The sequence below is a fragment of the Spirosoma endophyticum genome (genome assembly GCF_900112365.1).
GTDB classification, from domain to species: Bacteria; Bacteroidota; Bacteroidia; order Cytophagales; family Spirosomataceae; genus Spirosoma; species Spirosoma endophyticum.
In genome coordinates this window covers 1,104,315-1,130,295 of record NZ_FOLQ01000001.1, presented here as the reverse complement: position 1 = coordinate 1,130,295, position 25,981 = coordinate 1,104,315, and the positions used below count along the sequence as shown (strand labels likewise).

Genomic DNA, 25,981 nt, shown 5'->3' with positions numbered 1-25,981 from the left:
TTAGTTAGTGTATGCCTATTTAAAGGCATTTATCAACTGGGTAGCAGCAAATGCTTGTGCCTGAGCTGCTTTAGGAACGATGGCATACGTACCAAAGAACTCGTGTGTAACACCCTGATAAAACTGATACGTAACGTTAACCTTGGCATTGGTCAGCGCGTCACGAAGATCCATGCCGTCACTCTGCAACGGATCAATTTCGGCCGCTATAATCGTCGTAGGTGGTAAACCGCTCAGATTTGCTTTGTCCACCAGGGAAATCAGCGGGCTGTCACCGTCGGCCATTGTGTTGAAATACTTATCGACAAACCACTCGACCAGCGGTTTGCTCAACGGCATGGCATTGGCGTAGGTAATATACGAGGGTCTGGTCAGATCATTATTCGCCACCGGATAGACAGACAGAATGTGTAGTGGCTTATTGGCTAAATTATTGTCGCGGGCCATCATGGCCGTCGTAACCGCCATATTTCCACCAGCACTCTCGCCCGCAACGGCTACTTTACCGTTCCCATTCAACACTGACATATTATTAGTAACCCACACATAAGCCGCGTATGAATCCATGTGAGCCGTTGGGAATTTGTTCTCGGGTGCGAGCCGGTAATTGACCGAAACCACGACCGCTCCGGTATTCTGAGCCAGCGCGAGTGTCGATGCTTCATACACATCAGAATTGGCAATGACCCAACCACCACCATGATAATACACAATGACAGGCATCGTTCCCGATACGTTCTTAGGTGTATAGACCGCAATTTCAATCGGGACTCCACCTGCGCCCGGAATGAACCGTTTGCTAACACTGACATTAGCCATGGGGGGCGTAATGTGGTTCCTGTCCAGCAGGGAGTTAACCGCGTCCTTTACGGATGGCTTCATGCGGGCCTCCTGGGGCGTAAGTAAATAGAGTGGCGTTGGATTGAGTCGGGTTAACTCTTCAATAATCGCCAGCATCTGATTATCAATATCAGGCGCATAGGCAGGTTTGGGTCCTGTCGGCTGAATGGCCTGTCCTGGTAAGGGTACTGTGTTGTGGTCCTGGCAGGCGGTTAGCCCAAAGGCAATAAATAAGCCGAGTAATGCAAATTGTCGGATTGAACCGATTCTTGTCGTTTTTGTAAGATGTTGTTTCATAAACGTTGTTTTTGAATTCTCTCAAAAAACGTGATTAAACACATATGGTTGGAAAAGGCTTACTTACTGGCCTAATTTGTTAGGGAAAGGCCCTGCTTATGGCTGCGGGAAGGGAAACGAAGACGGGGTGAACAAATGCAGAGTTGATTTAGTACAAACCTGCGCATCTTTACACGTTAATTAGCAACCCATGCGCCTGACTTTATTTTTTACCTATGTCTGTTTTTTGATACTGTTTTCTCAGGTGATTACGTTGGCGCAGGTACGTAGCAAGAGCCGGGAAAAGTATGAGTACCTGCTCTATCTGCCCAAAGACTACGATGCCAGTAAGGCTAAATATCCACTGGTCATTTACCTGCACGGTGGCTCGCAAACGGGAAGCGACTTGACTAAACTCAAAGAATATGGGCCGCCTTATATGGTCGATAAGGGGCATAATTACAACTTTATTATTGCCGCTCCTCAATGTCCTGAAGGGAAATTCTGGTCGACCGATAACTGGTTTGATGCACTTTACAAAGAGTTAACAACGAAATACAGAATCGATAAAAAACGAATCTATCTGACCGGCGTCAGCATGGGGGGCTACGGTACGTGGCAGACAGCCGTAGCGTATCCGAAAGTATTTGCGGCCATCGCTCCTTTGTGTGGAGGATGTGATGATTCGACCCAGATTTGCCGAATCAAGCGCGTTCCTGTCTGGACAATCCACGGGAGTGCTGACAACGTTATTCCAATCTCCCAAACCGAGCGATTGGTAAATCGATTGGAAAAATGTGGTGGGCAGGTGAAGTTTACCCGATTAGAAAATGAAGGACATGGAATTCAGTACTATTACGAAAAAAATGACATTTACGACTGGCTGTTGACGAAGCAGCGGAAATAAAATCGCTCCATTTGAACAATTACTCTTGCCCTATACGCATCCGCTTTATAAGTCTCAACTTCATTGTCGATTTTTTATCCGTCCTTCGGTATAAACAGCTCTTGGTAGTCAGGCTTTGCGCTAACTTGACAATAAAACGATATTCTGGCAACAAGAGGCCCTTTTTAGAGTTCATTCAGTATGCAAGCCCAAACTCTTTCTCCGCCCCGAAGTAAGGCCGATTCTTTTGAGTCACCGGATTTCTACTGTATTGACGACTTGTTAACGGCCGAACACAAACTGGTTCGGTCGGCTGTGCGCAACTTTGTTAAACGCGAGATTACGCCTATTGTGGAGGACTGCGCGCAACGCGGTGAGTTTCCGATGCATATGGTTCAGAAATTTGGACAGATTGGCGTGTTCGGAGCCACCATTCCGCTCGAATACGGTGGGGGAGGGCTCGATCAGATTTCCTATGGACTGATGACCCAGGAAATCGAGCGGGGCGACTCGGGCATGCGCTCATGTGTATCGGTACAGAGTTCATTGGTGATGTACCCCATCATGACTTTTGGCTCGGAGGCACAGAAACGAACGTATCTGCCCAAACTGGCAAAGGGTGAATTGCTGGGTTGTTTCGGCCTGACCGAAGCGAATCACGGGTCTGATCCCGGTGGCATGGAAACTAACTTCATCGAACGCAGCGATTATTATTTGCTGAATGGCTCCAAACTCTGGATCACCAATGCACCCATTGCCGACATTGCTATTGTCTGGGCCCGTAACGATCAGGGTAAAGTTCGGGGGCTGATTGTAGAGCGCGGTATGGAAGGTTTTACAACAAACGAGATAAAAAACAAATGGTCACTACGTGCCAGCAGCACAGGTGAGCTGATTTTTCAGGATGTGCAGGTCCCGAAGGAAAACCTGTTGCCCGACGCGTTTGGCCTGAAAAGCGCGTTAAAATGTCTGGAGCAGGCCCGCTATGGTATTTGCTGGGGCGCTTTGGGGGCCGCTATGGAATGTTATGAAGTAGCCCGTCGGTATGCGCTCGAACGCATTCAGTTCGACAAACCAATTGCAAGCTTTCAGTTGATTCAGAAAAAGCTGGCCGAAATGCTGACGGGCATTACGCAGGCGCAACTGTTATGCTGGCGACTCGGTATGCTAAAAAACGAAGATAGAGCTAGCAATGCGCAGATTTCACTGGCCAAACGTAATAATGTCGAGATGGCGCAAAAAGTGGCTCAGGATGCGCGTCAGATTCTGGGCGCCATGGGTATTTCCGGCGAATATCCTATTATGCGGCACCTGATGAACCTCGAATCGGTGAGTACGTATGAAGGTACTCATGACATTCAACTGTTGATTTTGGGCGCTGATATTACGGGCATTCCGGCTTTTAAATAGACCATTAATTTGGGGCAGTGGAGCCGTCAGCGAAAAAGAATTTCGTGTTGTCCATGTTCCTTCTGACTTTCTTACAGTCAAATCTCAGCTTCTGCGCTCTGCTGAAGTTGAGGTTTAGTTTAGCTGACAGGTATTGTTTAATTATCAACATTTTTGATCGTCGGCCGACTGTCGTTTGTTCGTTTTTCATACGGTATCTGAAACTGGTCCAAATTGGGGCTGTATTTTCGTTTGCGCTTTCGTTCGTATTGATAAATGGTCTGGCCAAGCTGATACATGAACGGATTTCCTATGCTTTCAAATTCGTATTTATCGTCGTTCAGGATGCCATCGCTGTTGACGTAAATCGTTGCCGTGAGCATGTATTCGACTTTGTTGTTGAAATCCACTACGTAGGAAGCATCCGTTAGAAAGCCGTATGCCCAGCCAACTTTGTTGAACACCCGAACACCCGCTGGCATCTGATGGTGTAAACTATCCATAAAAAAGAATTTCACGTAGCTGTCATAATACTGTTTTGCGTCGTATTTGGGATAGTTCGTTTCGCCGGGATATTGCGACAGGTACTGGTACAGAAATGTGTAATCGTCTTTCGTCAGGTTAAACCGTTGGGTAGCTGGCACAGACAGAGGAAACATGACCGATTGCAATATCTGCTGGAAAGTTTCCAATGGCATTTTGTTACGTTCTGTGAAGTTAAACGGCTCATGAATCAGGCTGTCTTTTGCATAATAGCCCTTGCCGAGCTTAGCAATTCGAGTGAAATCAAACGGGTCTTTGTTGTAGGCGGCCGGTTGCGCATAGATCAATTTGCCATCCTCCCGAATAAATCGGATCGGGTTTGTATGTCGATTTTCGTCAGCCGTCATCCGCACAAACCGGTGTGTGATGCGGGTATCTAAGTAGCCTTTGGTATGTAAGCTGCGGTTGATTTGGCCCTGCCCAACGAATTCATACATACGACTATACGCATCGTTATCGCTGACCAGAAACGCTTTTCGGATGAACTGAGCAATGGACGGATAGCCGTTTTTGGCGGTGGCGTCCTTCCACTCTTTAGTTTGACCACTGTAGGCGCTGTCGAACTGCATGGCCGTAAACTTCGTCACACCCGGAATCTTAAGTGCGTTCAGTTTTTCCAGCGAAAGCAGAGCGAGAGGCAGTTTTACGGTAGACGCCGGATTAAAATAACTAGTGCTATCTACGTGGAAATAGTAATTCGTGAATGAAGGCGTATTGTTCTTGTCACGGTTTATTTGCGTGTAGATAATCTGCAGCCGATACGTGTCCGGTTCTTTTAAAACCTGCTGAAAAACAGGATTTTGATTTGTGGCAAATAAGTGGGTTAGTAACGTATCGGTTCGGGCTTGTGCGTAGCTTAATGTGCTCCCAATGGATAAAATTCCGATGAGTCGTTTGGTGAATCGTGGCATAGTCAACAAAATACGACTGACCCGATAAAATTGCAAATATAAGGCTATCGGCCAATGTCACCAGAAGTGACTTTCGGAACCAGGCTGCTCCAGGCAGAGCTACAAGTCAACTAACCAGCTCTTCGACAAAAAACGAATGAAAGCTACTCATGTGTTTTGAATTTGATGCTATTATTCTTCGCTGGAAAGCAAGCCTGTTACGCCGAATAGCACAGTTCCTAAAATTTTGGGGCCAAACTTCTTTCCAGTGAACCGCCCAAACTCGCTCATCCATTTGGTCTTTTCCACGACTTTAGCACCTGTTTCTCTGAGGGCATCCGATGATTCTTTTCCAGCGGCTCTCTTGGTAAAGTACAGCACGGGGGCGCTTAGACCTAATACGGAGATACCTATCAACGTGCCTGCCACCGCACCGATTGTCCCGGATAACTCTTTACCCGTTTCTTCAAATTGCTTCCATTTTTCTTCAAAATCGTAGTCGTTTGCTTCCATGGCTTTTTTGAGATAAGGTGAAGAAATTCTGTGACTTAAATATACACAGTGGCAGAACAGATTCGACAGAAAAGATAATTTTTAGACGGGGTAAAATCGATTGAATACTCCATGTAACGTCCCAGAAAAGACGACAGAAACTAATTTGGTTAAGGAACGCTGGTTTCTCCTGCCAACCAGGCCAGTAATTGTATATGTTAGATCTGGGTGTAGAGTTGAAATCTGATTGCCAGTCAGTTGCTGATAAACCGTTTTGGTGATTGTGATAATATATAGTTACTGGACAATCGCTGTATATCTTATTATCGTATATGCTCCAGAGGCTGTGTAGCCTCTCAATATTAACTTGCTAAGAATGCATTCAGATCGCTCCGATTCGGAGCGATCTGTTTTAGTAACTGTCCAGATGTCGCTGAACAGGGAATCAAATCGGGCTACAGGACGATCTAACCCAAACGTACGTAAATGGAAGGCGACTATTGAACGAGTTGGGCAAACAGCCGGGCGAGGGTTTCTCCGGCATTCGTGCATAAGCCAGGGTGTACGGATGAGGTTTGCACAATGGTGCTACGGGTGGCCGTGAGCCAGCGGAAACGCGAGGCTATTGGTAGTTGACCAATGGTTCCGCCTTTAGCACGACCCGCACAAATTCGCTCGAAAGCACGAAGCCGTTCGTCCAGTTCAAGGATGTCCAGGTCGCCCGAGAAAGCGCGGAGCCGGTTCTCATCCAGCATAAACATCGTCTGCAGGAAGCCTTGTGCGGAGCAGTAGAGAATAACGCCAACGTTGAGAAATTCTTCGCGTTCGACGCGCGGCACGACGCGGATAACCGCATACTCAAACAAGTGCTTTTCGGGCATCGATTGCATACTTGACAAACGTTTCTGAGGTGGCGACCCGGGCCGTTAAAAACTGAAAATAAACCTGCCGCTTTTCTTCGGCCGATTCCGTAGATGAGCCGTCCATAAGCCAGTCATCGGGAACTACTGAAACAATGGCCTGGATACGCTCGGGTGTGAGGAGCTGACGAAACTCAGCGTCAATACTCTCAAGTTCAGTTGCTTGCGGGAGCAATACATGGTCTTTGACCTGAACAAACGGCCGCCGGCTCTGTTCTTCCCAACTTTGCCAGGAATGATGAAAGTAGAGCGATGCGCCGTGGTCGATCAACCATAGTTCTTTATGCCACATGAGCATATTAGTGTTGCGGGCGGTACGATCCACATTCGTGATCAGGCAATCCAGCCAAACAATTTGTGAAGCCAGTTTGGCATCGACTTTTGTGACCAGGGCATCGAATGTGATGGCTCCGGAGAGGTAATGAAGTGCCAGATTCAGCCCTTCACTGGCCCGTAGCAAATCCTGGATTTCTTCATCCGGCTCCGTACGTCCAAAGGCTTCATCAAGATTGATAAACACAATTTCGGGTACCCGCAAGCCAAGCACGCGGGCAATTTCACCGGAAATAAGCTCCGCAATGAGCGCTTTCGTGCCTTGCCCCGCTCCGCGAAACTTTACTACGTATAAGAAATCGTCGTCTGCCTCGACAATGGCCGGCAGTGAGCCGCCTTCGCGCAGGGGTGTAACGTAGCGCGTTACATTGACGGTTCTGAGCTGAGGTTGATGACTAGACACAAGGGAAGAACGTTAAACATGGCTAAAGGTCTAAACTTTGTCAAAGGTATTTACCGCAACTAAATGTGCCGCAAGAAATTTAGCCTAAAACTTTACTGAAATAGGGTATATTCATTCTAGTCGTGCTGTTTCGGCTTATTTATCGAAATTTGTTTAGATTTGTTCTAAATAATAAATTCATACATAGCATGGCTCAGAACCGACCGACGCGACAGATTTTAGTTGAAATGGTGCAGGTTGTTCAGATTACGGACGTAACACCACACATGCGCCGAATCACGGTGGCTGCCGATGGCCTTATTGGTTTGCATGGGTTGATGCCCGGCATTCACCTTAAAATACTGCTTCCCCAGCCCGGTCAGGAAAAACCTCTATTGCCAACTTTTGATGGGGCTGGCCAGCTCTTGCCACCACCCGAAGAAGGCCGCCCAGCGGTTCGAACGTACACCGTGCGGTCCTTTGAGCCGGAAACGGGTGAATTGGCCATTGACTTTGTCCTGCACGGTGACGAAGGTCCGGCGTCGGCCTGGGCCACAAACGTTCAACTCGGCAATTACCTGGGCATCGCATTACGTCCCGGCGTTTCGTATCGTGAAGCGGACTGGTATCTGCTCGCAGGTGATCAAACGGCGCTGCCGGCCATCGGCGCTATTCTGGAGCTTTTACCGGCTACGGCAAAGGGGCTGGCCTTCATTGAAGTTCCCGATGCAGCTGAAGAGCAGGCGCTAGACTTCGAGGCCGATATTCAGGTTCGGTGGCTGCATCGAAATGGCCTGGAAGCGGGCAAAAGTACCCTGCTACAACAGGCTATTCGGTCGACTTCGGTGCCAGACGGGCGGGCGGAAATCCGCTTTGTTTGGGTAGCCACGGAAGTGTCGACGGCCAAGGAAATTCGGGATTACCTAAAGATGCGATACCAGCTTGCGGCTCATGAACTCCACGTAGCGGCCTACTGGAAATTGGGTATGAATGAGGATGCCTATCATGAGATACGCCACCGCGAAGCGGACCAATAGGACGAAATCTACAAAGAAAGGAAGGTAGTCAAGAAGATAAGGATAGCTAGAAAGTACGTAAAGAGGGAATCGCTATTTTTAGTTACCTCACTCATCTACATACTGTCTAATTAATCTATGCGCTACTTACCTATCGTCTTCGCTTGCTTACCGCTCGTTTTCGCCACCTGTAGTCGGCCACCTGCCAGGCAGCCAATTTCGTTTGCTTTTCTGGGAGGCCAACTCGATTCTTTGTTCAGGGAGTTTCCCGAATTCAGTGGCGTCGTGCTGATTGCTGATAAAGGAAAACCTGTTTATGATAAGGCGTTCGGGTACAAAAACTTCGAGACGCGCGAGCATATGACAACGGCTTCTGTGTTTGAATTGGCGTCTATTTCGAAACAGTTTACAGCCATGACAATTATGATGCTGAAGCAGGAAGGGAAACTGTCGTATGATGACCTGATCGAGAAATACCTGCCGGGCCTGCCGTATCCAGGCATTACCATCCGGCATCTGCTCAATCATACGTCGGGCTTGCCCGATTACCAGGATGTTATGGACAAACATTGGGACAAGACCAAAGTGGCCAATAACGCCGATAATATTGCCTATCTGATTCAATACCACCCGCCCAAATTAGCTGAGCCAGGCGCAAAATACGCGTATAGCAATACGGGCTATATGCTACTGGCCAGTATTACCGAAAAAGTGTCGGGACAGGATTTCATTGATTTTTGCCGGGCCCGTATTTTCAAGCCGCTCAACATGACGCATACGGACATTCGCACTCAGGAAGAAAAAAACAAACTGACCGATATGGCGTGGGGGCATTTGTATGTTCCAGAAAAAAAACGCTACGTCCGCGCCGAGACGTTTCCAGAATCCAACTACGCAATCTGGCTGGGTAATCGAAAAGGGCCGGGTCGTATGAGTGCTACATCTGATGATTTGCTGAAATGGGATCGGGCCTTATACGGCAATCATCTGGTGAACCAGAAAACACTAAGCGACGCGTTTATGGCGGCCCACTTGAACGATGGTTCTTCATCGCCCTATGGGTTTGGCTGGGAATTGGCGCAGAGTGCCAGACTTGGAAGAGTCGTGCGCCACAGTGGGAGTAACCCGGGTTACAAAAATCAGATTATTCGCTACATCGATGCCGATCGAACCATTATCCTGCTTTGTAATAACGCCGACGAAAAAATGCCGGTAATTCTGAAGGAGATACAGGCGCTGGTTGAATAGGCGTTGGGTAGTTTTTTTCGTCCCAGCCTTTCAAAAGCGTAACCTGACGTATAAACGGCCCGTCTGCGTCAGCTGAATTCCTGGCTTTATGAGAAAAAACGTCTGTTTAACGCTGCTTTTAATCTGCTTGCTCGTTTCTGGCACACAGGCACAAAACTGGTATAAAGGTAATTTGCATACGCATTCTCTCTGGAGTGATGGCGACGATTATCCCGAGATGATTATGAATTGGTACAAGGCCGAAGGCTATCATTTTGTGGGCTTATCGGATCATAATATTTTGCAGGATGTCGAGAAGTGGGTAAATGTGCCGCACCAGAAAGACCGCCGACGAACGTTTGATCGCTACCTGCGCACCTTCGGCCCCGATTGGGTAACGTACCAGAAAGGACCCAATGATTCGCTAAAAGTCCGTCTGAAAAAACTGGAGGAATACCGAGGCCAGTTTGAAGAGCCGGGCAAATTCCTGATTCTCAAAAATGAAGAACTTTCGACCAGCTACAAGGGTAAGCCAATTCATATTAACGTTACAAACGTAAAGAATCTCATCCGGCCACAATTTGGCAACAGTGTAGCCGAGGTGATTCAGAATAACATTGACCTGGTGGTTGCGCAACGGCGGCTGACGGGGCAGCCCATGTTTCCGCACATTAACCATCCTAATTTTTACTACGCTGTTACGGCGCAGGACCTGATGCAACTTCGGTTTGAGCGATTTTTTGAAGTGTTCAACGGTCATCACCTGGTCAACAATTACGGCGATAGTACTCACGAAGGCACCGAGTCGATGTGGGATAAAATTAACCTTCATTTTCTGCAACAAGGCCGCCCGCTCATGTACGGGCTTGGCACCGACGATAGCCACAATTATTACTTTTTCGGACCAGAGTTTAGCAATTCGGGACGGAGCTGGGTCATGGTCAATGCGGCTGAACTGACGCCTAAAGCCCTCATCGAAGCAATGGAAGCCGGGCGATTCTATACTACGTCGGGTGTTACATTGACCCAACTGCCACAAGCCGGAAATACGCTGACGGTGCGGGTTAAAACCGAACCTGGCATAACGTATCGCATTCAGTTTTTTGGGATTAAAAAAGGCCGGCAACAGGCTGAATTATTACGGGAAGTCGCCGATACCGCAGCGACCTATACACTATCGGATGATGTTCTGCTGGTTCGGGCGAAGGTCATTTCCAATAAGCCCAAATACAACCCATATATGCAGATTGATCGGGCCGCCGACGCGGTGGAAACGGCCTGGACACAACCCATTGCGCAAAAGCTGGTTCCGCAGCCACTGGCTGGCGTCGTGCCGCTGCCTTTCGGTCACGCGCATAACGACTACGAGCAGTCGCGCCCGCTCTGGGACGCGCTCGATAATGGGTTTGCCAGTGTCGAAGCAGATGTACACCTGATTGATGATACGTTGTATGTGGCACACGATCGCCCGACGTTCAAGAATCCGGCGTCTACGCTCGAAAATCTGTATCTCAAGCCGCTCGCCGAGCGAATCCGGCAGAACGGTGGTCAGGCACTAGCCGGTCATAAGGGATCATTTTACCTGATGATCGATGCTAAAACACAGGCAGACAGTACGTATCAGGCGTTGAATAAACTCCTGCAACGCTATCGTTCCTTATTGACAACGGGTAACCGAACTGAAAATAAACCGGGGATTATCTCCATTGTGCTGTCGGGTAATCGCCCAATACCGACCCTTGTAAAGGCCAGCCAACGGCTGCTGTCTGTAGATGGACGACCTGATGATCTGGGAAAAGGATATAGTCCGGCGGTCATGCCCATAATCAGCGATGCGTACAAAAATCAGTTGACCTGGCGGGGAACAGCCGAGATGCCTGCTGCTGAGTTCCAGAAGTTGCATCAACTGGCTGAACGTGCGCACAAGGAAGGGAAAAAACTACGCCTTTGGGCTAGTCCCGAATATCCCGTTGTATGGGCTAAACTGCGCGAGGCAGGTGTCGATTTCATCAGTACTGACCAATTGGTAATGGCTCGCGATTTTTTTCTTCAACCCAAGGGTATTGAGAAGGCAGAAAGATAAAATGACTTGCCCCCGCATTAATGCGGGGGCAAGTCATTTTATAAATGAGCTTTTATTCTGCTGCGTGAGTTGGCTGATCCTGTTTATAGAACAACGTAATCAGTTTTCGGGCCTGGCCAGAAGGGCGATTACTCAACTCATCGAGTCTGTCAAATGCGGCCCGTTTGTCGGGCTGATCATAGAAAATATCGTCCAGGTTAGCGCTGGTGATCAGATGGATCGGTGAATTTGCCTCACGACTAACGTAGTACACTGTATTGGCATAGGTTGATCCGCCACCGGGTATCCAGACATTGGTGGGCCTGCTGTAGATAAACAGCCGATCGGTGTGTTCAACGCGGTATAAATCACCCTCGAAGCTTCGATAATCGACGCCTTCTTTTCGCTCTCCCCATACCGTAGCAAGTGGAAATTTGGCTTCCGGCGCGTTGGGCTGATCGACCTTTAACGTCCGTTGAAAGGTCTCTTCCCGTAAGCTATAGCCTGGCTGGTTACTGTCGAAACCGTCGGTCAATTTACGGGTAGAGAAATCGGCGGAGGATAGATAGATGCCGTTATCAGGATAGGGAGTGAACGTAGCGGTTTGTTGCGCGAGCGCCGAAAAAGGTAGCGTAGCAATGGCTACCAGCATGATAGTTTTCATAAGAATCGAACGAATTAGTGAAACAAAAAATAAAAAAAACAGGTGGGCAGCCTTGATTGTGAATAGATAAATATGACTGCTTACTAGTATTTGTGTTTCATTCGTTTTCCTGATAATGGGCCGATCGCCGAAGCAAACCTGAGGATACAAGATTATAATCAGATGAGTTTTTTGTTAATAAGTCGTTAAAAATCAGTACTTTACTGATTAGTGCAAAAACTTGGTCGAATCGTTCAATGAAGCTTGAGGAAATCGCTATGGAAAGTATATCTGCAAAAAATCGTATCTTAACAACGTAGCCGTACTTGTAACAAACACACATGATTGACCTGGAAACAATTCGACACATTGCGCTGTCGCTTCCCGAAACGAGTGAACAGGCTCATGCTGAAAAGCTCTCGTTCAAGGTGGGTAAAAAGATATTTGCTACGTATAATGAGAAGGAAAACCGGGTCTGCGTTAAACTATCCGAAATAGATCAGGATGTTTTTTCGTCATTCGATACGTCCGTTATTTACCCTGTTCCAAACAAGTGGGGCAAACAGGGCTGGACACTTATCAACCTGCATAAAGTGCCTGAAGAAACACTCGTCGACGCTCTGGCAATGGCTTATTGCGAGGTAGCGCCTGAAAAGCTTTCTGTGATGGTCAGAAGCCGCTATGCGTGAGCGATGCATAATGAAAAACTAGTTTCCTTAAAATCGATGACCTTTTACACCGAAACAGTAGCGAAAATTAGTCGGGATTGGTACCCAAAAGACCATATAGTTCAGCAGGTTATAAAAGCGAAACAGTTCATTGACCGTCATTTCGCCGATCCTATTGACCTGGATGCGATGGCGCTGGAAGCTTTTTATTCAAAATTTCACTTTATCCGGTGTTTCAAAGCCCTTTATGGCAGGACGCCACACCAGCACCTAATTTCGGTGCGGATGGAAGCGGCCAAACACTTTCTGGAAACAGACGCGCGTATTGCCGACATCTGCTATCGGGTGGGTTTTGAAAGCGTTACGTCATTCACCAGCTTATTCAAAAAAATGACCAGTGTAACGCCCGCTGTGTATAGGGATAGAAAAAAAGCAATTTTCAAGAATTGAGACAAAAAACTATTGCGGAGATTTGCTGATGAAACGGAAAAAGACGTCGAATGAAAATTAAGCTCACCAGCGTAATGGTCGATGACCAGGACAAAGCCCTTGCCTTTTATACAACGATTCTGGGTTTTGCCAAGAAAACCGAAATTCCAATGGGCGAACATAAGTGGTTAACGGTTGTGTCCGCCGAAGAACAGGATGGCGTTGAATTACTGTTGGAGCCCCTGGGCTTTGCACCCGCTCAAACGTATCAAAAAGCCCTTTTTGATGCAGGTATTCCCCTGACAATGTTCCATATTAACGACGTCGATAAGGAATATGAGCGACTGATGAAGCTGGGGGTTACGTTCAGTATGCCACCAACGCAAATGGGTCCGGCAAAGCTGGCCGTACTCGACGATACGTGCGGCAATCATATTCAGATCGTACAGATTTTGTGATCGATCCGTGTAGATGTTCCTGTTTACAGGATTTCTACATATCCGTCCGTTCCATTCACTCGAATTCGCTGTCCGTCTTTGATGAGCCTGGTTGCATTCTCTACGCCGACAACGGCTGGTAAGCCATATTCCCGTGCAATAACGGCGCCATGAGTCATCAGTCCGCCCACTTCGGTGACCAGGCCTTTTATGGAGACAAACAAGGGTGTCCAGCTGGGGTCAGTAAAGGAAGTGACTAGTATATCGCCAGCTTCCAGATCAGCCATCTCCATGGTTAAGATGACTCGTGCCCGTCCCTCGATAACCCCGGAAGAAACTGCCAGGCCTACAATCGCATCGGTGGGAAGATTTTCCCGTTTGTACGCACCCGTAATGATCTCACCGTCCGACGTAATCACCCGGGGAGGAGTCAGTTTTTCATAGCGTTTGTACTCGTCTTTTCGTTGGCTGATGAGCTGGTAATCCAGTGTATTCGTGCGTACGACTTCGCAAAATTCGTCAAAACTGAGGTAGTAGATATCCTCTTTTTCACGGATGATAGTAGCCTTCACGAGTTGTTCCGCTTCTTTCAGTAAAGCCTGCTTGTAGACGTAGTAGCGATTGACCATGCCGTATTTTGGATATTCACGATAACCGGCGAAATTCCGGATCAGGTCAATCATTCGTTTTGTTTCGTTGGCTTTTTGTGCCCCATCGGCCAACTGCCGCAGTCGATCCAATAGCTCCTGCTCTTTTTCCAACGCTTCCTGTCGTCTCTGCTCAAATTTACCCTTGCTGGCACCCGGCTCAAAATTTTTAAGATTACTAAGGATGATCGGGATGAGCGCACCGGGCTTTTCGCTCCAGCGGGTTCTTGTCATGTCAATCTCACCAGCACAGCGCATACCGTACTTATTTAGAAAAGCCCGGATAGCATCGTGGACCTCCTGCCCGCCCTCCAGCTTTACCAGTTCGTGCAGAAAGGCGTTGGCTGTGACCAGCAGATTGCCCGCTCCGGCGTACTGGCTCCGTTGCAAATAATCAATCACCTCCGGAAAAGGACGAACGACATCGGCGATCTCCATGAGGGCCAGCCCCATCTCCGACGTAATGTTGTTCGATACAGATTGAGAAAGTATGTCTGCTGCATTCTTTTCACCTAGCCACTCCTGCATGTTGGCATTAATCCAGTAGGATGCATTCATGCCGGTCATAATCATACCAAAACTCTGAGGATCAGCCATGATCTTTTTTAGCTGGAGGATGTCTTCCTGAATAAAATCAAACAACTCCAGCCCTGATTTCGTCTGAATAGCCTGTTTTAATTCCTGTACCGATGTTTCATTCCGCCTGATCAGATCACTGACAAGGGCCGGATCGTAGTCTTGCAGGGTTTGGTAATCCGCCAGTGAATGGCCTTTAGCGGGACCATCATCCACTATCGGTTTTATAAAATCGCCCCGTTCAATGAGGGTGGTAAGGGCATCTTTCATAAGTGGATCGGACTTGCCGAGGGTGTCCACCAGCGTTTGTCTGCCGACTGGTGAAACCAGCATAGGGGCCACATCGACAAACAACCGTCCACCCGCCGTATGCATTGGGGCTCGGGTCGTCATCAGGTAAAAAGATAGTCCTAAGGGTTTCATGGGGTCGGTCATCATTTGTTGGTGACCGACGGATACGTAAATACGCGGGCCGCAGTCAGCCGGACTACGCCTGGCATTCTCCGCGTTATCCGCTCCGGGAATGGGGTATAACGTAGTGATTGGCCGACTCTGAACAATGTAGAACGTATCGTCCACCAAACACCATTCGATATCCTGGGGGTAGCCGAAATGGGCTTCGATTGTTCGGCCCAGGCGGGCAAGCTGCAAAATCTGCTCATCCGTCAGTGCCTGCCTGGTCTGCATGGCAGGCTCAATTTCCTGTTCTTTCGTACCGCCCGCTTCTACCGCATAAATAGCCAGTTTCTTGGCGGATATTTTCTTGTCGATGATCTTGCCATCCTGGACTTTGTAGTTATCCGCATTCACCAGGCCGGAGACCATGGCCTCCCCAAGTCCGAAGCTGGCATCAATGGATAGTATGTTTCTATTTGACGTAACCGGGTCGGCTGTAAACATGATCCCCGCTACCTGCGGGAAAACCATCTGCTGAATAACCACCGCGAGCTGGACTTTATGATGGTCAAGTCCATTTTGCAAACGATAGATTATCGCTCTGTCTGTAAACAGCGACGCCCAGCATTGGCGGATATGCTTCAGGATGGCTTCCTTTCCGTTGCTATTCAAAAATGTATCCTGCTGGCCCGCAAAAGAGGCCGTTGGTAAGTCTTCCGCCGTGGCGCTGGAGCGTATGGCATACGCATTTCGTTCACCAAGTTGTTCAATGTGGCGGCTAATGGCTGAATGAATGTCCTGAGGAATGGCGATCCGTTCGATAATGCTGCGAATTTCACCGCTAAGTTCACCGATCTTATCCCGGTCCTTCACTTTCAGCCGCGATAACTGATCCAGCAATTCGTTGATCGACGGCGTTTCTTCCATGACCCGTTCAAACGCATCCGTAGATAGACAAAAGCCATCCGGTACGTGGATTCCTGCAATTCGGGTAAGTTCCCCCAGGTTGGCGCCTTTACCTCCAACAACCTGGAATTTTGTTTTATCAATATTCTGAAAATCAAGCACGTAGTCGCTCATAATTTTCATTTTTACGATTGCTTGCCGTTGAGTTTATGGGTTGTTTCAGTCATTATGTCAATGGCTTTCGAAAAGTAGGTTTCGATAACCTTGATTTCCTCGTTTGAAAACGAAGCCATAAGTTCTTCTGACTTACTTCGGAATTCTTCGTACAGCGGCACCAGAAGCGACAGTATAATTTCGGTGTTTGGTTCGATAATAACCTTCCGCCGATCGTCCTGAGCAAACCGTCTTTTAACCAGGTTCTTCTTTTCAAATCGGTCGATTAAGCCAGTAACGGCGCCGGTCGTTAGACCCGTTAACGTTGAAAGTTCCCCGGCTGTCATCTGCCCTTTTTCTATCAAAAATCCTAAGTATTTATGATCCGTTCCTGAGAGGCCTGCCCTTCGGGCAACGGCTTCGTGCATCTGTATCGAGGTGTAGGCATACAACTGACTCAGTTTTCTTATTCGTCTGATCACCTCGTTTTCCACTTTTATATTTTATTGTCTAAGTATCTTAGTTGCAAAGATAATACTGATTTGTAAGGTGTCCAATTAAGTTTGGCGACCTTGACGTGCTTTTCGCCTAGTACTACAGACCTTGCGGCAGCGATGTGGAATAAATTCAAAGGGGTAAGGTAGGGGAGACTAGTACATGCTTACGGTCGGCTAGCTGACCGACCAATGTATCCTGGTAGACCACTGTAACGCCATGTTTTTTCTGCCAGTAGGGGGACAATGCTTCGATCAACTTCGTCGGGGAAGTTGCTTTTTATGAGTTACTGTAGTTAAAAAGTCAATCAGTCCAATTGGAGAGTGGTTATTTTTCCTACTACCAGCAGATTGCTGAGATACCAGCCGTTTTCAGCATAGCGGCCAGGGTCGTCTATGTTGATGTTCCTCTTTTGAAGAATAGCCGCTTTGTCGAATGCCGTTCCCAGCACCCGTACCGTAACTTCGTGGGGGCCATCGCTGAGCCCTTCCAGGTAAAAGCTACTTTTGCGGTTATAGTGAGCGTAGGCATCGAAGCGCTGAAACTCCTTTTTCTCTCCGTCGAGTGTCACCTCCAGCAGGCCCGATCTTGGCCCTACGATATCATAAAAGCCTAACGTAGTACCGGTGAATCTGACTCGTAAGACGGCATCTGGCGCAATGGCGCGGTAGAGGGCGGGCATGAATTTGGAGAAGCTTTTGACCAGTTCATGATCGGCCGGTAGCTTCTGCCAGTGCGCGGATGGCGTCGTTTCGGGAATGGAAATTAGCTGAGCCGTTTCCCAATTGTCGGCCACGAATGGTTTTGGCAACGTGTGGGGCTGGTTCCCGCTGACGCTTGCCATCTCGTCAAGGTATTTACGCACCACACTGGCATAAACGGGATGCCCTGATTTCGAAAGGGGGTGTGTTTTGTCGGTGGTGAACACGATTTTGCCGGGATTCTCTTCCGGCTTTCCGGTGAATATCAGGCTGCCTTCTTTATACAGTCGGGCTACTTCCACACCCATATGAATGGATGGAATTTTATAGTAATCGGCGATAATTTCCATCGCTTTGGCCGACGGTTGATACATACCGTTCACCAGATCAGGCAAAACATTTTCCGCCAGCGTATACACAAAGCAGATGTCGGTGTTGGGGTACGCTTTCCAGGTTTTCCGAACGATGCCTTCCATCGACTGGTAAAGTTGCTGGGTCGTTCGCCCGAAGTCATTGACGGCGAATTCTACAAATACCAGATCGGGTTTAAGAGCCAGTACGTCGCGGTCCATCCGAAAAACGCCCAGATTTGAGCCCGTTCCACCGATCGTAGCGTTGATTTCGTTGAACGACGTATGTGGATAATTAAGTCGTAAATAATTGAAGGTCAGGCTACGCCAGCCATCGGAAGCTTCGGTGATGCTGCCACCGATATACGCTACGTTAACTTCCTTACCTTGGTTGACTTTCCGAAAGAAATTAGGCAGGCCACCCCGCTGGTGAAATTCCGGCGTCCCCGTGGTAGTCGTCTTTTTCTGCGTATCGGCGCTCGTTGACAAGGGTTTTTGGCAGCTCCAGCCGAATGCCAGCATGGTCATTAATACGGATAAAATCAGGGTAATTCGCGTCATGTCGTTCGTCAAAAAGGTAAAATTGTCAATAGCCAGGCTGCTGAATCAAATAGGATTGTACTGAGTTCCGGCCAACAGGATAAGGAAACTCATCTGGAATGGTTGCACTCTATTAATCGTCCCGCTGCTATTGACGAAAAGCCCATTTTTCGGAACCTCTACCGTAATGGGAATCAGGGCGTACTTTGTAAAGAAGGCATTTATGACAGGACCCGGTTTCCAAAAGAGTAGAGGAAATGGGCTAAGCCGTATGGAAGGATTTCGCTAACTTCTGTCCTGATGCCCAAACTCTCCTGGTGAAAACAGGTTACTATTTACTAAACGTACTCAATCGCATACGATACGTTAGGTAAGTCGCCAGAACTTTTGTTGCTCGATAGTTCTGCCAGATAAGCAAACACCTTCTTACGTGTAGTCTTCTGGCCGGAAATTAAAACGCCTTATGCACAGATAATCATGACAGACAATATGATAGAACAAGACGATAAGCTTCTCTGGTACAAGGACGCCATTATTTATGAACTTCATATCAAAGCGTTCTGCGATGGCAATGGAGACGGAATTGGTGATTTTCAGGGGCTGCTCGAAAAGTTAGATTACCTGCAGGAACTGGGTGTTACAGCCATCTGGCTGCTGCCTTTCTACCCGTCACCCCTGCGCGATGATGGCTATGATATTGCCGATTACTACACGATAAACCCGTCGTACGGAACCATCGAGCAGTTTAAAACCCTGCTCGTCGAAGCCCACCAACGGAATTTGAAGGTCATTACGGAGTTAGTCATCAACCATTCGTCCGATCAGCATCCCTGGTTTCAACGTGCCCGGAAAGCGCCCAAAGGCTCGCCCGAACGGGACTACTACGTGTGGACCGACGATCCAACTCAGTACCGGGATGTCCGGATTATTTTTCAGGATTTTGAACGATCCAACTGGACCTGGGACCATGAAGCGCAGCAATATTACTGGCATCGTTTTTTTCATCACCAGCCCGACCTGAACTACGATAATCCGCTCGTTCAGGCGGAAGTGTTCAGGATGATTGATTACTGGTGCGAGCTGGGTGTCGATGGCTTTCGGCTGGATGCCGTACCGTATCTGTTTGAGCGGGAAGGTACCAACGGCGAAAACCTGCCCGAAACCCACGTGTTTCTCAAAAAACTGCGCAAACACATCGATGATCATTTTCCCTGCGTAGCGTTTCTGGCCGAAGCCAATATGTGGCCCGAAGATTCAGCGTCTTATTTCGGCGATGGCGACGAGTGTCACATGAACTATCATTTTCCGGTGATGCCCCGCCTGTTTATGGCGCTGCAAATGGAAGACCGGTACCCGATCACCGACATCTTCGACCAGACCCCGGCCATTCCTGAGAATTGCCAGTGGGCGATTTTCCTCCGTAACCACGATGAACTAACGCTCGAAATGGTCACCGATGAGGAACGGGATTATATGTACAAAACCTACGTCAAAGACCCCAGAGCACGTATCAATCTCGGCATTCGCCACCGGCTGGCTCCCCTGCTGGGCAACAACCGAAAGCGCATCGAACTGATGAACTGTCTGCTGTTTTCATTGCGGGGCACCCCGGTTATTTATTACGGGGATGAAATCGGCATGGGCGACAACGTGTACCTGGGTGACCGCGACGGTGTACGTACCCCCATGCAGTGGTCGCCGGACCGGAACGCGGGCTTCTCGTCCGCGAATCCACACAAGCTATACCTGCCGACCATTCTTGATCCGGAATATCATTACGAATCGGTCAACGTCGAAACCCAGCGAACCAATACGTCGTCGCTGTTCTGGTTCATGAAGCGGATGATTAATCTGCGGAAGCGATTTAAAGCGTTTGGTCGGGGCGATCTGAAATTCCTGAACGTCGAGAATCCAAAAGTGCTGGCCTTCACCCGCACCTACGAAGATGAAACCCTGCTGATTGTTATTAATTTATCAAAATATTCGCAGCCCGCCGAGATTGAACTGAAGGGTTTCAACGGCTACGTACCGGTCGAAGCATTCAGCCAAAACTCGTTCCCGGCGGTCTCGGAAAACGAAACGTACTTCTTCACTCTGGCTCCGCACGATTACCAGTGGTTTGTGCTGGAGAAAACCAATACAGACGTACTGCCTGCGCTCCAACTGCCTGAAATTCAGGTTACCCTCTGGGGGCAGATTATGAACAAAGGTACCCGCGAACGGCTGGAAACAAGGGTGTTGCCCGATTATCTGCTCAGATCCGACTGGTTCAGTGAAAAAAAGCAGACGATGCGGGGCGTAACCATATTGAACCAAGCCCCCCTCACACTCCCGGTTGGATCAGCTTACATCCTCCTGCTTGAGGTATCGTACGAACGGGGGTTACCCGAAATCTTTCAGTTGATCCTGGCCTTTGCGGATGAGTTGCAGGCCGCTAAACTTAGTCAAAGTTGTCCGCAGGCGGTGCTGGCTACGTTGAAACTGGGCAATGAGTTCGGCCTGCTGTGCGATGGTCTGTATCTGTCCGACGTTCAACAGGCGTTTTTTCAAAAAGTGGCCCAGGAAAGCGGCCATACTGAAGGCAATCTGGTTTTTCAAAGTAAACCGGCGCTGGCGGATTACGTTCGGGAGCACAGCGGCATAAAACCCAGGCTTATTGCTTCCAGGCCTGATTACGCCACTGTTTCCTACGATCACTGTTACCTCCTGAAACTTTACCGGAAGGTCGATCTGGCCATAAACCCCGATACGGAAATTACGCGGTTTCTTTCCGATCAGGCTGGCTTTGCGAACGTGGCTCCGTTTGCCGGGTCGGTAGAAATGACGTCAAAGGGCGAGCCGATCATACTGGGTGTTATGCAGGAAATGGTTGGTCAGCATGGCGACGGAAAGAGCTACGTCCTGGAACGGATCAACAACTTTATCGAGCGTATTCTGGCCCGTGATCAGGTTCAGTTAGCTCAGGCAATGGACGTATCGCTCGGTACGTTGAGCCAGCCGGTTTCGTTTAGTACGTTACCCTTCGAAACCCAGGAGTTGGTGGGTCATCGGGCTGCTCAACAGGCCCGGCTTCTGGGCATACGTATCGGACAGATGCACCAGGCACTGGCTTCCGATGCGATGCATAAGGATTTCGCACCAGAAGAATTCTCGCTGCATTACCAGCGTTCACTGTTTGCGAGTTTTCAGTCGTTGGTTCGTGAAAGCTATCAGAGCCAGAAACGGAACCTACAGCGCCTTCCCGATGACGTACGGCAGGACGTCGAGCAGATGCTGGGTCGAAAAGATGACGTACTGAATCTACTTAAGCGAATCTACCGCAAAAAGTTGAGCACGACGAAAATCCGGATTCATGGCGATTTGCAACTGGAAAAGATTCTGCTGACCGGCAAAGACATCGCCATCCAGGATTTCGGTGGTGATCCCAGCCGAAGCTACAGCGAACGCCGGCTCAAGCGCTCGCCCCTGCGCGACGTAGCCTCCATGATCCGCTCGTTCTACTACGTGGGTTATGAAGGCTTTTTGACGACTAATCAGGTGCAGGCCGACACGACCACTCAATTACTCCCTTACGCTGGGTTCTGGGCGCACTGTATGAGTAACTTTTTTATGGAAGCCTATCTAGAAACGGTTCAGGGTAGCTCGTTCATTCCCGACAATCCTGACGACTTGCAAATGATGCTGGAAACATACCTGCTCGAAAAAAGCATTTCAGATTTAAATTATGAGCTTTACAACCGGCCTGACTGGGTGCGCGTCCCTTTGCAACTAATCAAATCGATTGTAGAGCAACCCGAAGTGATGACCGCAGATCACGTATTAGGCGAAGAAAAAATTGTGCAGGGTACCATTGCCGATAGTTAAGAAACAGGTAGCGTTAATCTTGCTTTGTTGCGAAAGGCCCAGGCTGATTTTCCTGCTTTATCAATTGAGCAGGAAAATCAGGCTGGGCCTTTCGTAAACCGTTCGTGCTGAACGCTAGGGAGTCGATGGGGCAGTGACGGAAGTTGACACCGATTAAAAACTGGTGAACTTGATTTTGGTCAGAATCAGACGGTTTCATAAGCGGTTGGGCAACCAAAAGCAGCTTCTTACTCCCGCTACCATCAATTTATTCCGCCTGTAGTAAGGTATAGCTCTGTTGAGCAATCTCAAGCTCTTCGTTCGTTGGTATCACCAGGATCTTGACCGGTGACTCGGTCGAATTGATTTCTCGAATACCGGGTAAAAAGGCCGCGTTTTTATCGAAGTCGAGGTGAATGCCTAAATAGTCCAGGTGCTGACAGATTCGCGCCCGCACGTCCGAATCGTTTTCCCCTACACCCGCCGTAAAGATCAGCGCATCCAACCCATTCAACACGGCGGTATAGGACCCAATGTACTTTTTGACCCGGTAAGCATACAACTCGGTCGCTAATTCGGCGGTCGGATCGCCTTCTTCGCGTAATTTCCGTACATCCCGCATATCACTAAATCCCGTGAAACCTGCCATGCCTGACTGTTTGTTGAGCAACGTATTGACCTGCTCGGGAGTGTATCCATGCTCGATCAAATAGAAAATGACAGCCGGATCAATGTCGCCAGATCGGGTGCCCATCACCAGACCCGCCAGGGGGCTAAATCCCATACTCGTGTCCAGTGATTTGCCGTTCTGAACAGCCGTAATGCTGCACCCATTGCCCAAGTGGATGCTGATGAGCTTAGCGTTCGGGTTTCCCAGCCAGGAGGCCGCTTTCTCGCTGACGTACTTGTGGGACGTTCCATGAAAACCGTAAACCCGAATGCCTTCCTGCCGGTATAAGGCCTCCGGAATGGCATATCGAAAAGCGTATTCAGGCAGACTCTGGTGAAAAGCGGTATCAAAAACGGCTATCTGTTTGGCTTTGGGGAAGGTTTGTTCCGCGATTTCAATGCACACGTAATTGATCGTATGCAGCGGAGCCAGTGGAAAATACGACCTGATTTTCTCTTTGACCGCCGGGGTGATCTGGGTAGCTCTGGTAAAGTTTTCTCCGCCGTGCACCACCCGGTGGCCGATGGCCCGGATCTCGTCCGGATGCTTAATAACGCCAACCTCCGCATCTGATAGCAGCGCCACCAGTTGCGCAAAGCCCTGGGCGTGCGTGGCAATCGGTTCATGGCGCTCAATGACCGGATTATCAGGTCGATTCAATACGGTATGGCGAATAAAGGACTGATCCGTGCCGATTCGCTCGATTAATCCTGTACACAGAGGTTCAATGGCGGGCATGTCGAAAAGCTGATACTTTAGCGAACTGCTACCCGCATTAATAATGAGAATGTACATAGTTATCTGGTAGCGTATCCGCTACGGATTTTGCTGACATTGAATGGCCGTGATGACGACTGTATTGAACACATCATCCACGGTGCAACCCCGGCTCAGGTCGTTGATGGGTTTATTAAGTCCCTGTAACATAGGGCCGATGGCCAACGCCCCCGTTTCCCGCTGTACGGCTTTATACGTATTGTTCCCCGTATTTAGATCCGGAAAGATCAATACGCTTGCATGACCCGCTACCGTTGAATTTGGTAGTTTCTGGTGACCTACCAGGGGGTCAACAGCGGCATCGTACTGGATGGGCCCCTCAACGTGTAGGTCAGGCCTTTTCTGGCGCACGATAGCCGTCGCCTGCCGAACCTTGTCCACGTCTTCGCCTTCGCCCGAACTACCTGATGAATAGGACAGCATGGCAATGCGGGGCTCAATCCCGAAACGGGCACTCGTTTCGGCTGAGGAAATGGCAATGTCGGCGAGTTGATCGGCCGTTGGATTGGGATTAACGGCGCAATCGCCGAAAACGGAAACCCGGTCGGGCAGGCACATAAAAAAGACGGAGGAAACCAGCGAAACGCCGGGTCTGGTTTTAATGAACTGCAGGGCGGGCCGGATGGTATGCTGGGTAGTATGTACGGCTCCGGAAACCATGCCATCGGCATGACCTTTGTAGACCATCATAGTGCCAAAGTAGGACACATCCAGCATCAGATCCTGCGCCATATCGATGGTCACATTTTTGGTTTTCCGCAGTTCATACAACGTTTCAACGTAGGACGTGTACTGGGGAGAGGTGGCCGGATTGATGATGGTCAATGTTGATATATCCACCGGCAGGCCTAATCGCTTAAGAGACGTCATAATTTCAATTTCATCACCCAGCAAGGTAATCGTCACTACGTTCTGGGCCAGGAGCCGGACCGCTGCGGTCAGGATGCGATCGTCGTTTCCTTCGGGAAGCACAATGTGCTTTTTCTGACTCTTGGCCGTTTTTACCAACTGGTATTGGAACATGTGTGGCGTAATGCCCTCGGCGTGGAAGGTAACAATCCGGTCGTCGAGAGCCTTCATGTCCATATGGGCTTCAAACAGGTTCAGGGCCAGCTCAATTTTGGGTTTGTTATCGGCGGTGATGCGGGAGCGGATCGCACCAATGGCCGTGGTCGTACCGAAGGTGCCCTGTTTGACGGTCAGGATGGGCAATACCGTCTGGAGCCCCGAGATAAGCCGGGTAACGGGCTCATCCGGTACCGTGTCGGCCGTCAGCACAATGCCCGCCACCTTCGGGTAGTTCGTTGACAGATTCGCCTGTAACGCGCCGATGATGATGTCGCCCCGATCGCCTGGGGTGACGATCAGTACGTTCTCCTTGATGTAATTCAGAAAATTAGGCAGCATCATCGCACCCGTGACGAAATTGTCTACCGGGTTAGAAAGCAGACTTTCTCCTAACAGGACTTTGGCCCCCAGCGCGTCCCTGATTTCTTTCATCGTCGGGCTTTGCAACTGTTTTTCCCAGGGAATGACCGTGAGCAGGATATCGGCCGGTAGCTGCATACGGAGGAGCGCCTGCACGTCTTCCACCTGGTCAGGTTTCACCCGGTTGGCCACCAGGCCCAGCACCTGTACATCCCGGCTCACAAATCCTTGCAGGGCACTTTGGGCCGAACTGACGATTTGAGCCGTGGATTTTGCGTCGCCACTAATGACGATCAAGACCGGCGCTCCGAGGTTTTTGGCAATGGCGGCATTCGACTCAAATTCAAAGGCGATGCCCTCGCCCAGAAAATCGCTGCCGTCGATCACGGTAAAATCACTGCTTTCTTCCAGGATTTTATATTTGCTGATGATGGTATTGAGCATGTCGCCCCGCCCGGCCGATTCCATTCGTTGCAGAGCCTCCTGCCGGGTGAAGGCGTAGGTGGCTTCGTAGGGAATGGGCAGGGAAAAATAATCCAGAATGGCTTCGATATGAATTTCTTTCTGACCCGCCGGTTGCTCGGTAATGATGGGTTTGAAATACCCTACTTTTTTGGTTTTTCCCAGTAACCAGTTCACCAGGCCAAGGGCCACTAAGGATTTACCCGTATAGGGCTCTACCGACGCGATGTAAATGGCTTTCGTCATGCGATACGTTGCTTGTTGTTTGTCAGAACGAATCAATCAGAATCCGCTATCTGGCGGCCATGAATCAATCCGATAGGCTCATGTATAGTAAGCCCAAAGGCCCGGTTTATGTTTTTAGAACCGCGCTTTAGGTGAAACCTTCCCGGAGACGCTATGACTGAATAGAATCCACAATGGGGTTGTACCAGGACAAGGTTTTCTCCATGAATGAACTTGTCGTTCAATCGACCAGTATCAGCCAGCAGGTTGAGTCGAATGGGCCAGCGATACAATCGGTTGGGGGAAATGCCCACTGTTGAGAAGCGGAATTCTGACCAGATTCTCCTTGTACGTCCGCTTATCACATAAGCCGTGTAAT

At 49.1% G+C, this 25,981-nt stretch carries 20 protein-coding genes; 9 read left to right on the top strand and 11 right to left on the bottom strand.

Features of this window, described 5'->3' with window-relative positions:
* Positions 1-15 precede the first annotated feature (15 nt).
* The gene (locus BM202_RS04470) at positions 16-1,137 is read right to left on the bottom strand and encodes an alpha/beta hydrolase (protein WP_093823315.1); all 1,122 of its coding nucleotides are present in this window, start codon (positions 1,135-1,137) and stop codon (positions 16-18) included.
* 190 nt (positions 1,138-1,327) lie between these two features.
* Here BM202_RS04470 and BM202_RS04465 point away from each other — a divergent pair, with 190 nt between their 5' ends.
* Together BM202_RS04465 and BM202_RS04460 are read left to right on the top strand one after the other, a co-directional pair.
* On the top strand, positions 1,328-2,023 hold the full coding sequence (locus BM202_RS04465; RefSeq protein ID WP_093823313.1) for a carboxylesterase family protein: 696 nt from the start codon (positions 1,328-1,330) through the stop codon (positions 2,021-2,023).
* Between the two features lie 180 nt (positions 2,024-2,203).
* The gene (locus tag BM202_RS04460) at positions 2,204-3,412 is read left to right on the top strand and encodes an acyl-CoA dehydrogenase family protein (RefSeq protein WP_093823311.1); all 1,209 of its coding nucleotides are present in this window, start codon (positions 2,204-2,206) and stop codon (positions 3,410-3,412) included.
* Between the two features lie 137 nt (positions 3,413-3,549).
* Here the strand turns inward: BM202_RS04460 and BM202_RS04455 are convergent, their stop codons facing one another.
* The 4 genes from BM202_RS04455 to BM202_RS04440 all read right to left on the bottom strand — a co-directional run bounded on the left by BM202_RS04455 (position 3,550) and on the right by BM202_RS04440 (position 6,972).
* The gene (locus BM202_RS04455) at positions 3,550-4,845 is read right to left on the bottom strand and encodes a serine hydrolase (RefSeq protein ID WP_093823309.1); all 1,296 of its coding nucleotides are present in this window, start codon (positions 4,843-4,845) and stop codon (positions 3,550-3,552) included.
* Between the two features lie 171 nt (positions 4,846-5,016).
* The gene (locus BM202_RS04450) at positions 5,017-5,337 is read right to left on the bottom strand and encodes a hypothetical protein (RefSeq protein WP_093823307.1); all 321 of its coding nucleotides are present in this window, start codon (positions 5,335-5,337) and stop codon (positions 5,017-5,019) included.
* Positions 5,338-5,813: 476 nt separating this feature from the next.
* Positions 5,814-6,197 carry a DUF3037 domain-containing protein gene (locus tag BM202_RS04445; RefSeq protein ID WP_093823303.1) on the bottom strand — a complete coding sequence of 128 codons (384 nt, stop codon included), beginning with the start codon at positions 6,195-6,197 and terminating at the stop codon, positions 5,814-5,816.
* Positions 6,175-6,972, bottom strand: coding sequence for a HipA family kinase (locus tag BM202_RS04440; protein WP_093823301.1), 798 nt, complete (start codon positions 6,970-6,972; stop codon positions 6,175-6,177). Before BM202_RS04440 ends, BM202_RS04445 begins: the two co-directional genes overlap by 23 nt.
* Positions 6,973-7,160: 188 nt before the next feature.
* On the opposite strand from BM202_RS04440, the gene BM202_RS04435 reads away from it, so the two are divergent.
* The 3 genes from BM202_RS04435 (at position 7,161) to BM202_RS04425 (ending at position 11,277) form a co-directional block, all read left to right on the top strand.
* Positions 7,161-7,988 (top strand): siderophore-interacting protein, encoded by an 828-nt coding sequence (locus BM202_RS04435; RefSeq protein WP_093823299.1) that lies wholly within the window; start codon positions 7,161-7,163, stop codon positions 7,986-7,988.
* A 117-nt stretch (positions 7,989-8,105) separates the two neighbouring features.
* Positions 8,106-9,215, top strand: a complete 1,110-nt coding sequence (locus BM202_RS04430) for a serine hydrolase domain-containing protein (protein WP_093823297.1) — start codon at positions 8,106-8,108, stop codon at positions 9,213-9,215.
* 88 nt (positions 9,216-9,303) lie between these two features.
* Entirely contained in the window at positions 9,304-11,277 is a 1,974-nt protein-coding gene (locus BM202_RS04425) for a histidinol-phosphatase (RefSeq protein WP_093823295.1), read from the top strand.
* 52 nt (positions 11,278-11,329) lie between these two features.
* Here the strand turns inward: BM202_RS04425 and BM202_RS04420 are convergent, their stop codons facing one another.
* Positions 11,330-11,920 (bottom strand): hypothetical protein, encoded by a 591-nt coding sequence (locus tag BM202_RS04420; protein ID WP_143100630.1) that lies wholly within the window; start codon positions 11,918-11,920, stop codon positions 11,330-11,332.
* Between the two features lie 320 nt (positions 11,921-12,240).
* On the opposite strand from BM202_RS04420, the gene BM202_RS04415 reads away from it, so the two are divergent.
* From BM202_RS04415 to BM202_RS04405, 3 genes are read left to right on the top strand one after another with little or no spacing between them, the layout of a single operon-like run.
* The gene (locus BM202_RS04415; RefSeq protein WP_093823290.1) at positions 12,241-12,588 is read left to right on the top strand and encodes an MmcQ/YjbR family DNA-binding protein; all 348 of its coding nucleotides are present in this window, start codon (positions 12,241-12,243) and stop codon (positions 12,586-12,588) included.
* Between the two features lie 36 nt (positions 12,589-12,624).
* A complete protein-coding gene (locus BM202_RS04410) occupies positions 12,625-13,017 on the top strand; it encodes a helix-turn-helix domain-containing protein (protein WP_177236500.1) in 393 nt (130 codons plus the stop codon).
* Positions 13,018-13,067: 50 nt separating this feature from the next.
* Positions 13,068-13,454: a VOC family protein gene (locus tag BM202_RS04405; RefSeq protein WP_093823286.1), complete on the top strand. Its 387-nt coding sequence runs from the start codon at positions 13,068-13,070 to the stop codon at positions 13,452-13,454.
* A gap of 23 nt (positions 13,455-13,477) precedes the next feature.
* Here BM202_RS04405 and ppsA read toward each other — a convergent pair whose 3' ends face one another.
* The 3 genes from ppsA to BM202_RS04390 all read right to left on the bottom strand — a co-directional run bounded on the left by ppsA (position 13,478) and on the right by BM202_RS04390 (position 18,218).
* The gene (gene ppsA / locus BM202_RS04400) at positions 13,478-16,132 is read right to left on the bottom strand and encodes a phosphoenolpyruvate synthase (protein ID WP_093823668.1); all 2,655 of its coding nucleotides are present in this window, start codon (positions 16,130-16,132) and stop codon (positions 13,478-13,480) included.
* 11 nt (positions 16,133-16,143) lie between these two features.
* Positions 16,144-16,539: a MarR family winged helix-turn-helix transcriptional regulator gene (locus BM202_RS04395; protein WP_218160516.1), complete on the bottom strand. Its 396-nt coding sequence runs from the start codon at positions 16,537-16,539 to the stop codon at positions 16,144-16,146.
* A 374-nt stretch (positions 16,540-16,913) separates the two neighbouring features.
* On the bottom strand, positions 16,914-18,218 hold the full coding sequence (locus BM202_RS04390; protein ID WP_093823283.1) for an SGNH/GDSL hydrolase family protein: 1,305 nt from the start codon (positions 18,216-18,218) through the stop codon (positions 16,914-16,916).
* Between the two features lie 468 nt (positions 18,219-18,686).
* Here BM202_RS04390 and treS point away from each other — a divergent pair, with 468 nt between their 5' ends.
* Positions 18,687-22,061: a maltose alpha-D-glucosyltransferase gene (gene treS, locus BM202_RS04385; protein WP_394333773.1), complete on the top strand. Its 3,375-nt coding sequence runs from the start codon at positions 18,687-18,689 to the stop codon at positions 22,059-22,061.
* 247 nt (positions 22,062-22,308) lie between these two features.
* Here the strand turns inward: treS and BM202_RS04375 are convergent, their stop codons facing one another.
* Complete coding sequence (locus BM202_RS04375; RefSeq protein WP_093823279.1) at positions 22,309-23,505, bottom strand: acetate/propionate family kinase; 1,197 nt, start codon at positions 23,503-23,505, stop codon at positions 22,309-22,311.
* A 21-nt stretch (positions 23,506-23,526) separates the two neighbouring features.
* The gene (gene pta / locus BM202_RS04370) at positions 23,527-25,623 is read right to left on the bottom strand and encodes a phosphate acetyltransferase (protein ID WP_093823278.1); all 2,097 of its coding nucleotides are present in this window, start codon (positions 25,621-25,623) and stop codon (positions 23,527-23,529) included.
* Positions 25,624-25,981 lie beyond the last annotated feature (358 nt).

Coding starts and splice junctions, on each gene's coding strand:
- BM202_RS04470 (WP_093823315.1), bottom strand. CDS start 1,137: ATGAAACAACATCTTACAAAAACGACAAGAATCGGTTCAATCCGACAA.
- BM202_RS04465 (WP_093823313.1), top strand. CDS start 1,328: ATGCGCCTGACTTTATTTTTTACCTATGTCTGTTTTTTGATACTGTTT.
- BM202_RS04460 (WP_093823311.1), top strand. CDS start 2,204: ATGCAAGCCCAAACTCTTTCTCCGCCCCGAAGTAAGGCCGATTCTTTT.
- BM202_RS04455 (WP_093823309.1), bottom strand. CDS start 4,845: ATGCCACGATTCACCAAACGACTCATCGGAATTTTATCCATTGGGAGC.
- BM202_RS04450 (WP_093823307.1), bottom strand. CDS start 5,337: ATGGAAGCAAACGACTACGATTTTGAAGAAAAATGGAAGCAATTTGAA.
- BM202_RS04445 (WP_093823303.1), bottom strand. CDS start 6,197: ATGCCCGAAAAGCACTTGTTTGAGTATGCGGTTATCCGCGTCGTGCCG.
- BM202_RS04435 (WP_093823299.1), top strand. CDS start 7,161: ATGGCTCAGAACCGACCGACGCGACAGATTTTAGTTGAAATGGTGCAG.
- BM202_RS04430 (WP_093823297.1), top strand. CDS start 8,106: ATGCGCTACTTACCTATCGTCTTCGCTTGCTTACCGCTCGTTTTCGCC.
- BM202_RS04425 (WP_093823295.1), top strand. CDS start 9,304: ATGAGAAAAAACGTCTGTTTAACGCTGCTTTTAATCTGCTTGCTCGTT.
- BM202_RS04420 (WP_143100630.1), bottom strand. CDS start 11,920: ATGAAAACTATCATGCTGGTAGCCATTGCTACGCTACCTTTTTCGGCG.
- BM202_RS04415 (WP_093823290.1), top strand. CDS start 12,241: ATGATTGACCTGGAAACAATTCGACACATTGCGCTGTCGCTTCCCGAA.
- BM202_RS04410 (WP_177236500.1), top strand. CDS start 12,625: ATGACCTTTTACACCGAAACAGTAGCGAAAATTAGTCGGGATTGGTAC.
- BM202_RS04405 (WP_093823286.1), top strand. CDS start 13,068: ATGAAAATTAAGCTCACCAGCGTAATGGTCGATGACCAGGACAAAGCC.
- ppsA (WP_093823668.1), bottom strand. CDS start 16,132: ATGAGCGACTACGTGCTTGATTTTCAGAATATTGATAAAACAAAATTC.
- BM202_RS04395 (WP_218160516.1), bottom strand. CDS start 16,539: ATGCACGAAGCCGTTGCCCGAAGGGCAGGCCTCTCAGGAACGGATCAT.
- BM202_RS04390 (WP_093823283.1), bottom strand. CDS start 18,218: ATGACGCGAATTACCCTGATTTTATCCGTATTAATGACCATGCTGGCA.
- treS (WP_394333773.1), top strand. CDS start 18,687: ATGATAGAACAAGACGATAAGCTTCTCTGGTACAAGGACGCCATTATT.
- BM202_RS04375 (WP_093823279.1), bottom strand. CDS start 23,505: ATGTACATTCTCATTATTAATGCGGGTAGCAGTTCGCTAAAGTATCAG.
- pta (WP_093823278.1), bottom strand. CDS start 25,623: ATGACGAAAGCCATTTACATCGCGTCGGTAGAGCCCTATACGGGTAAA.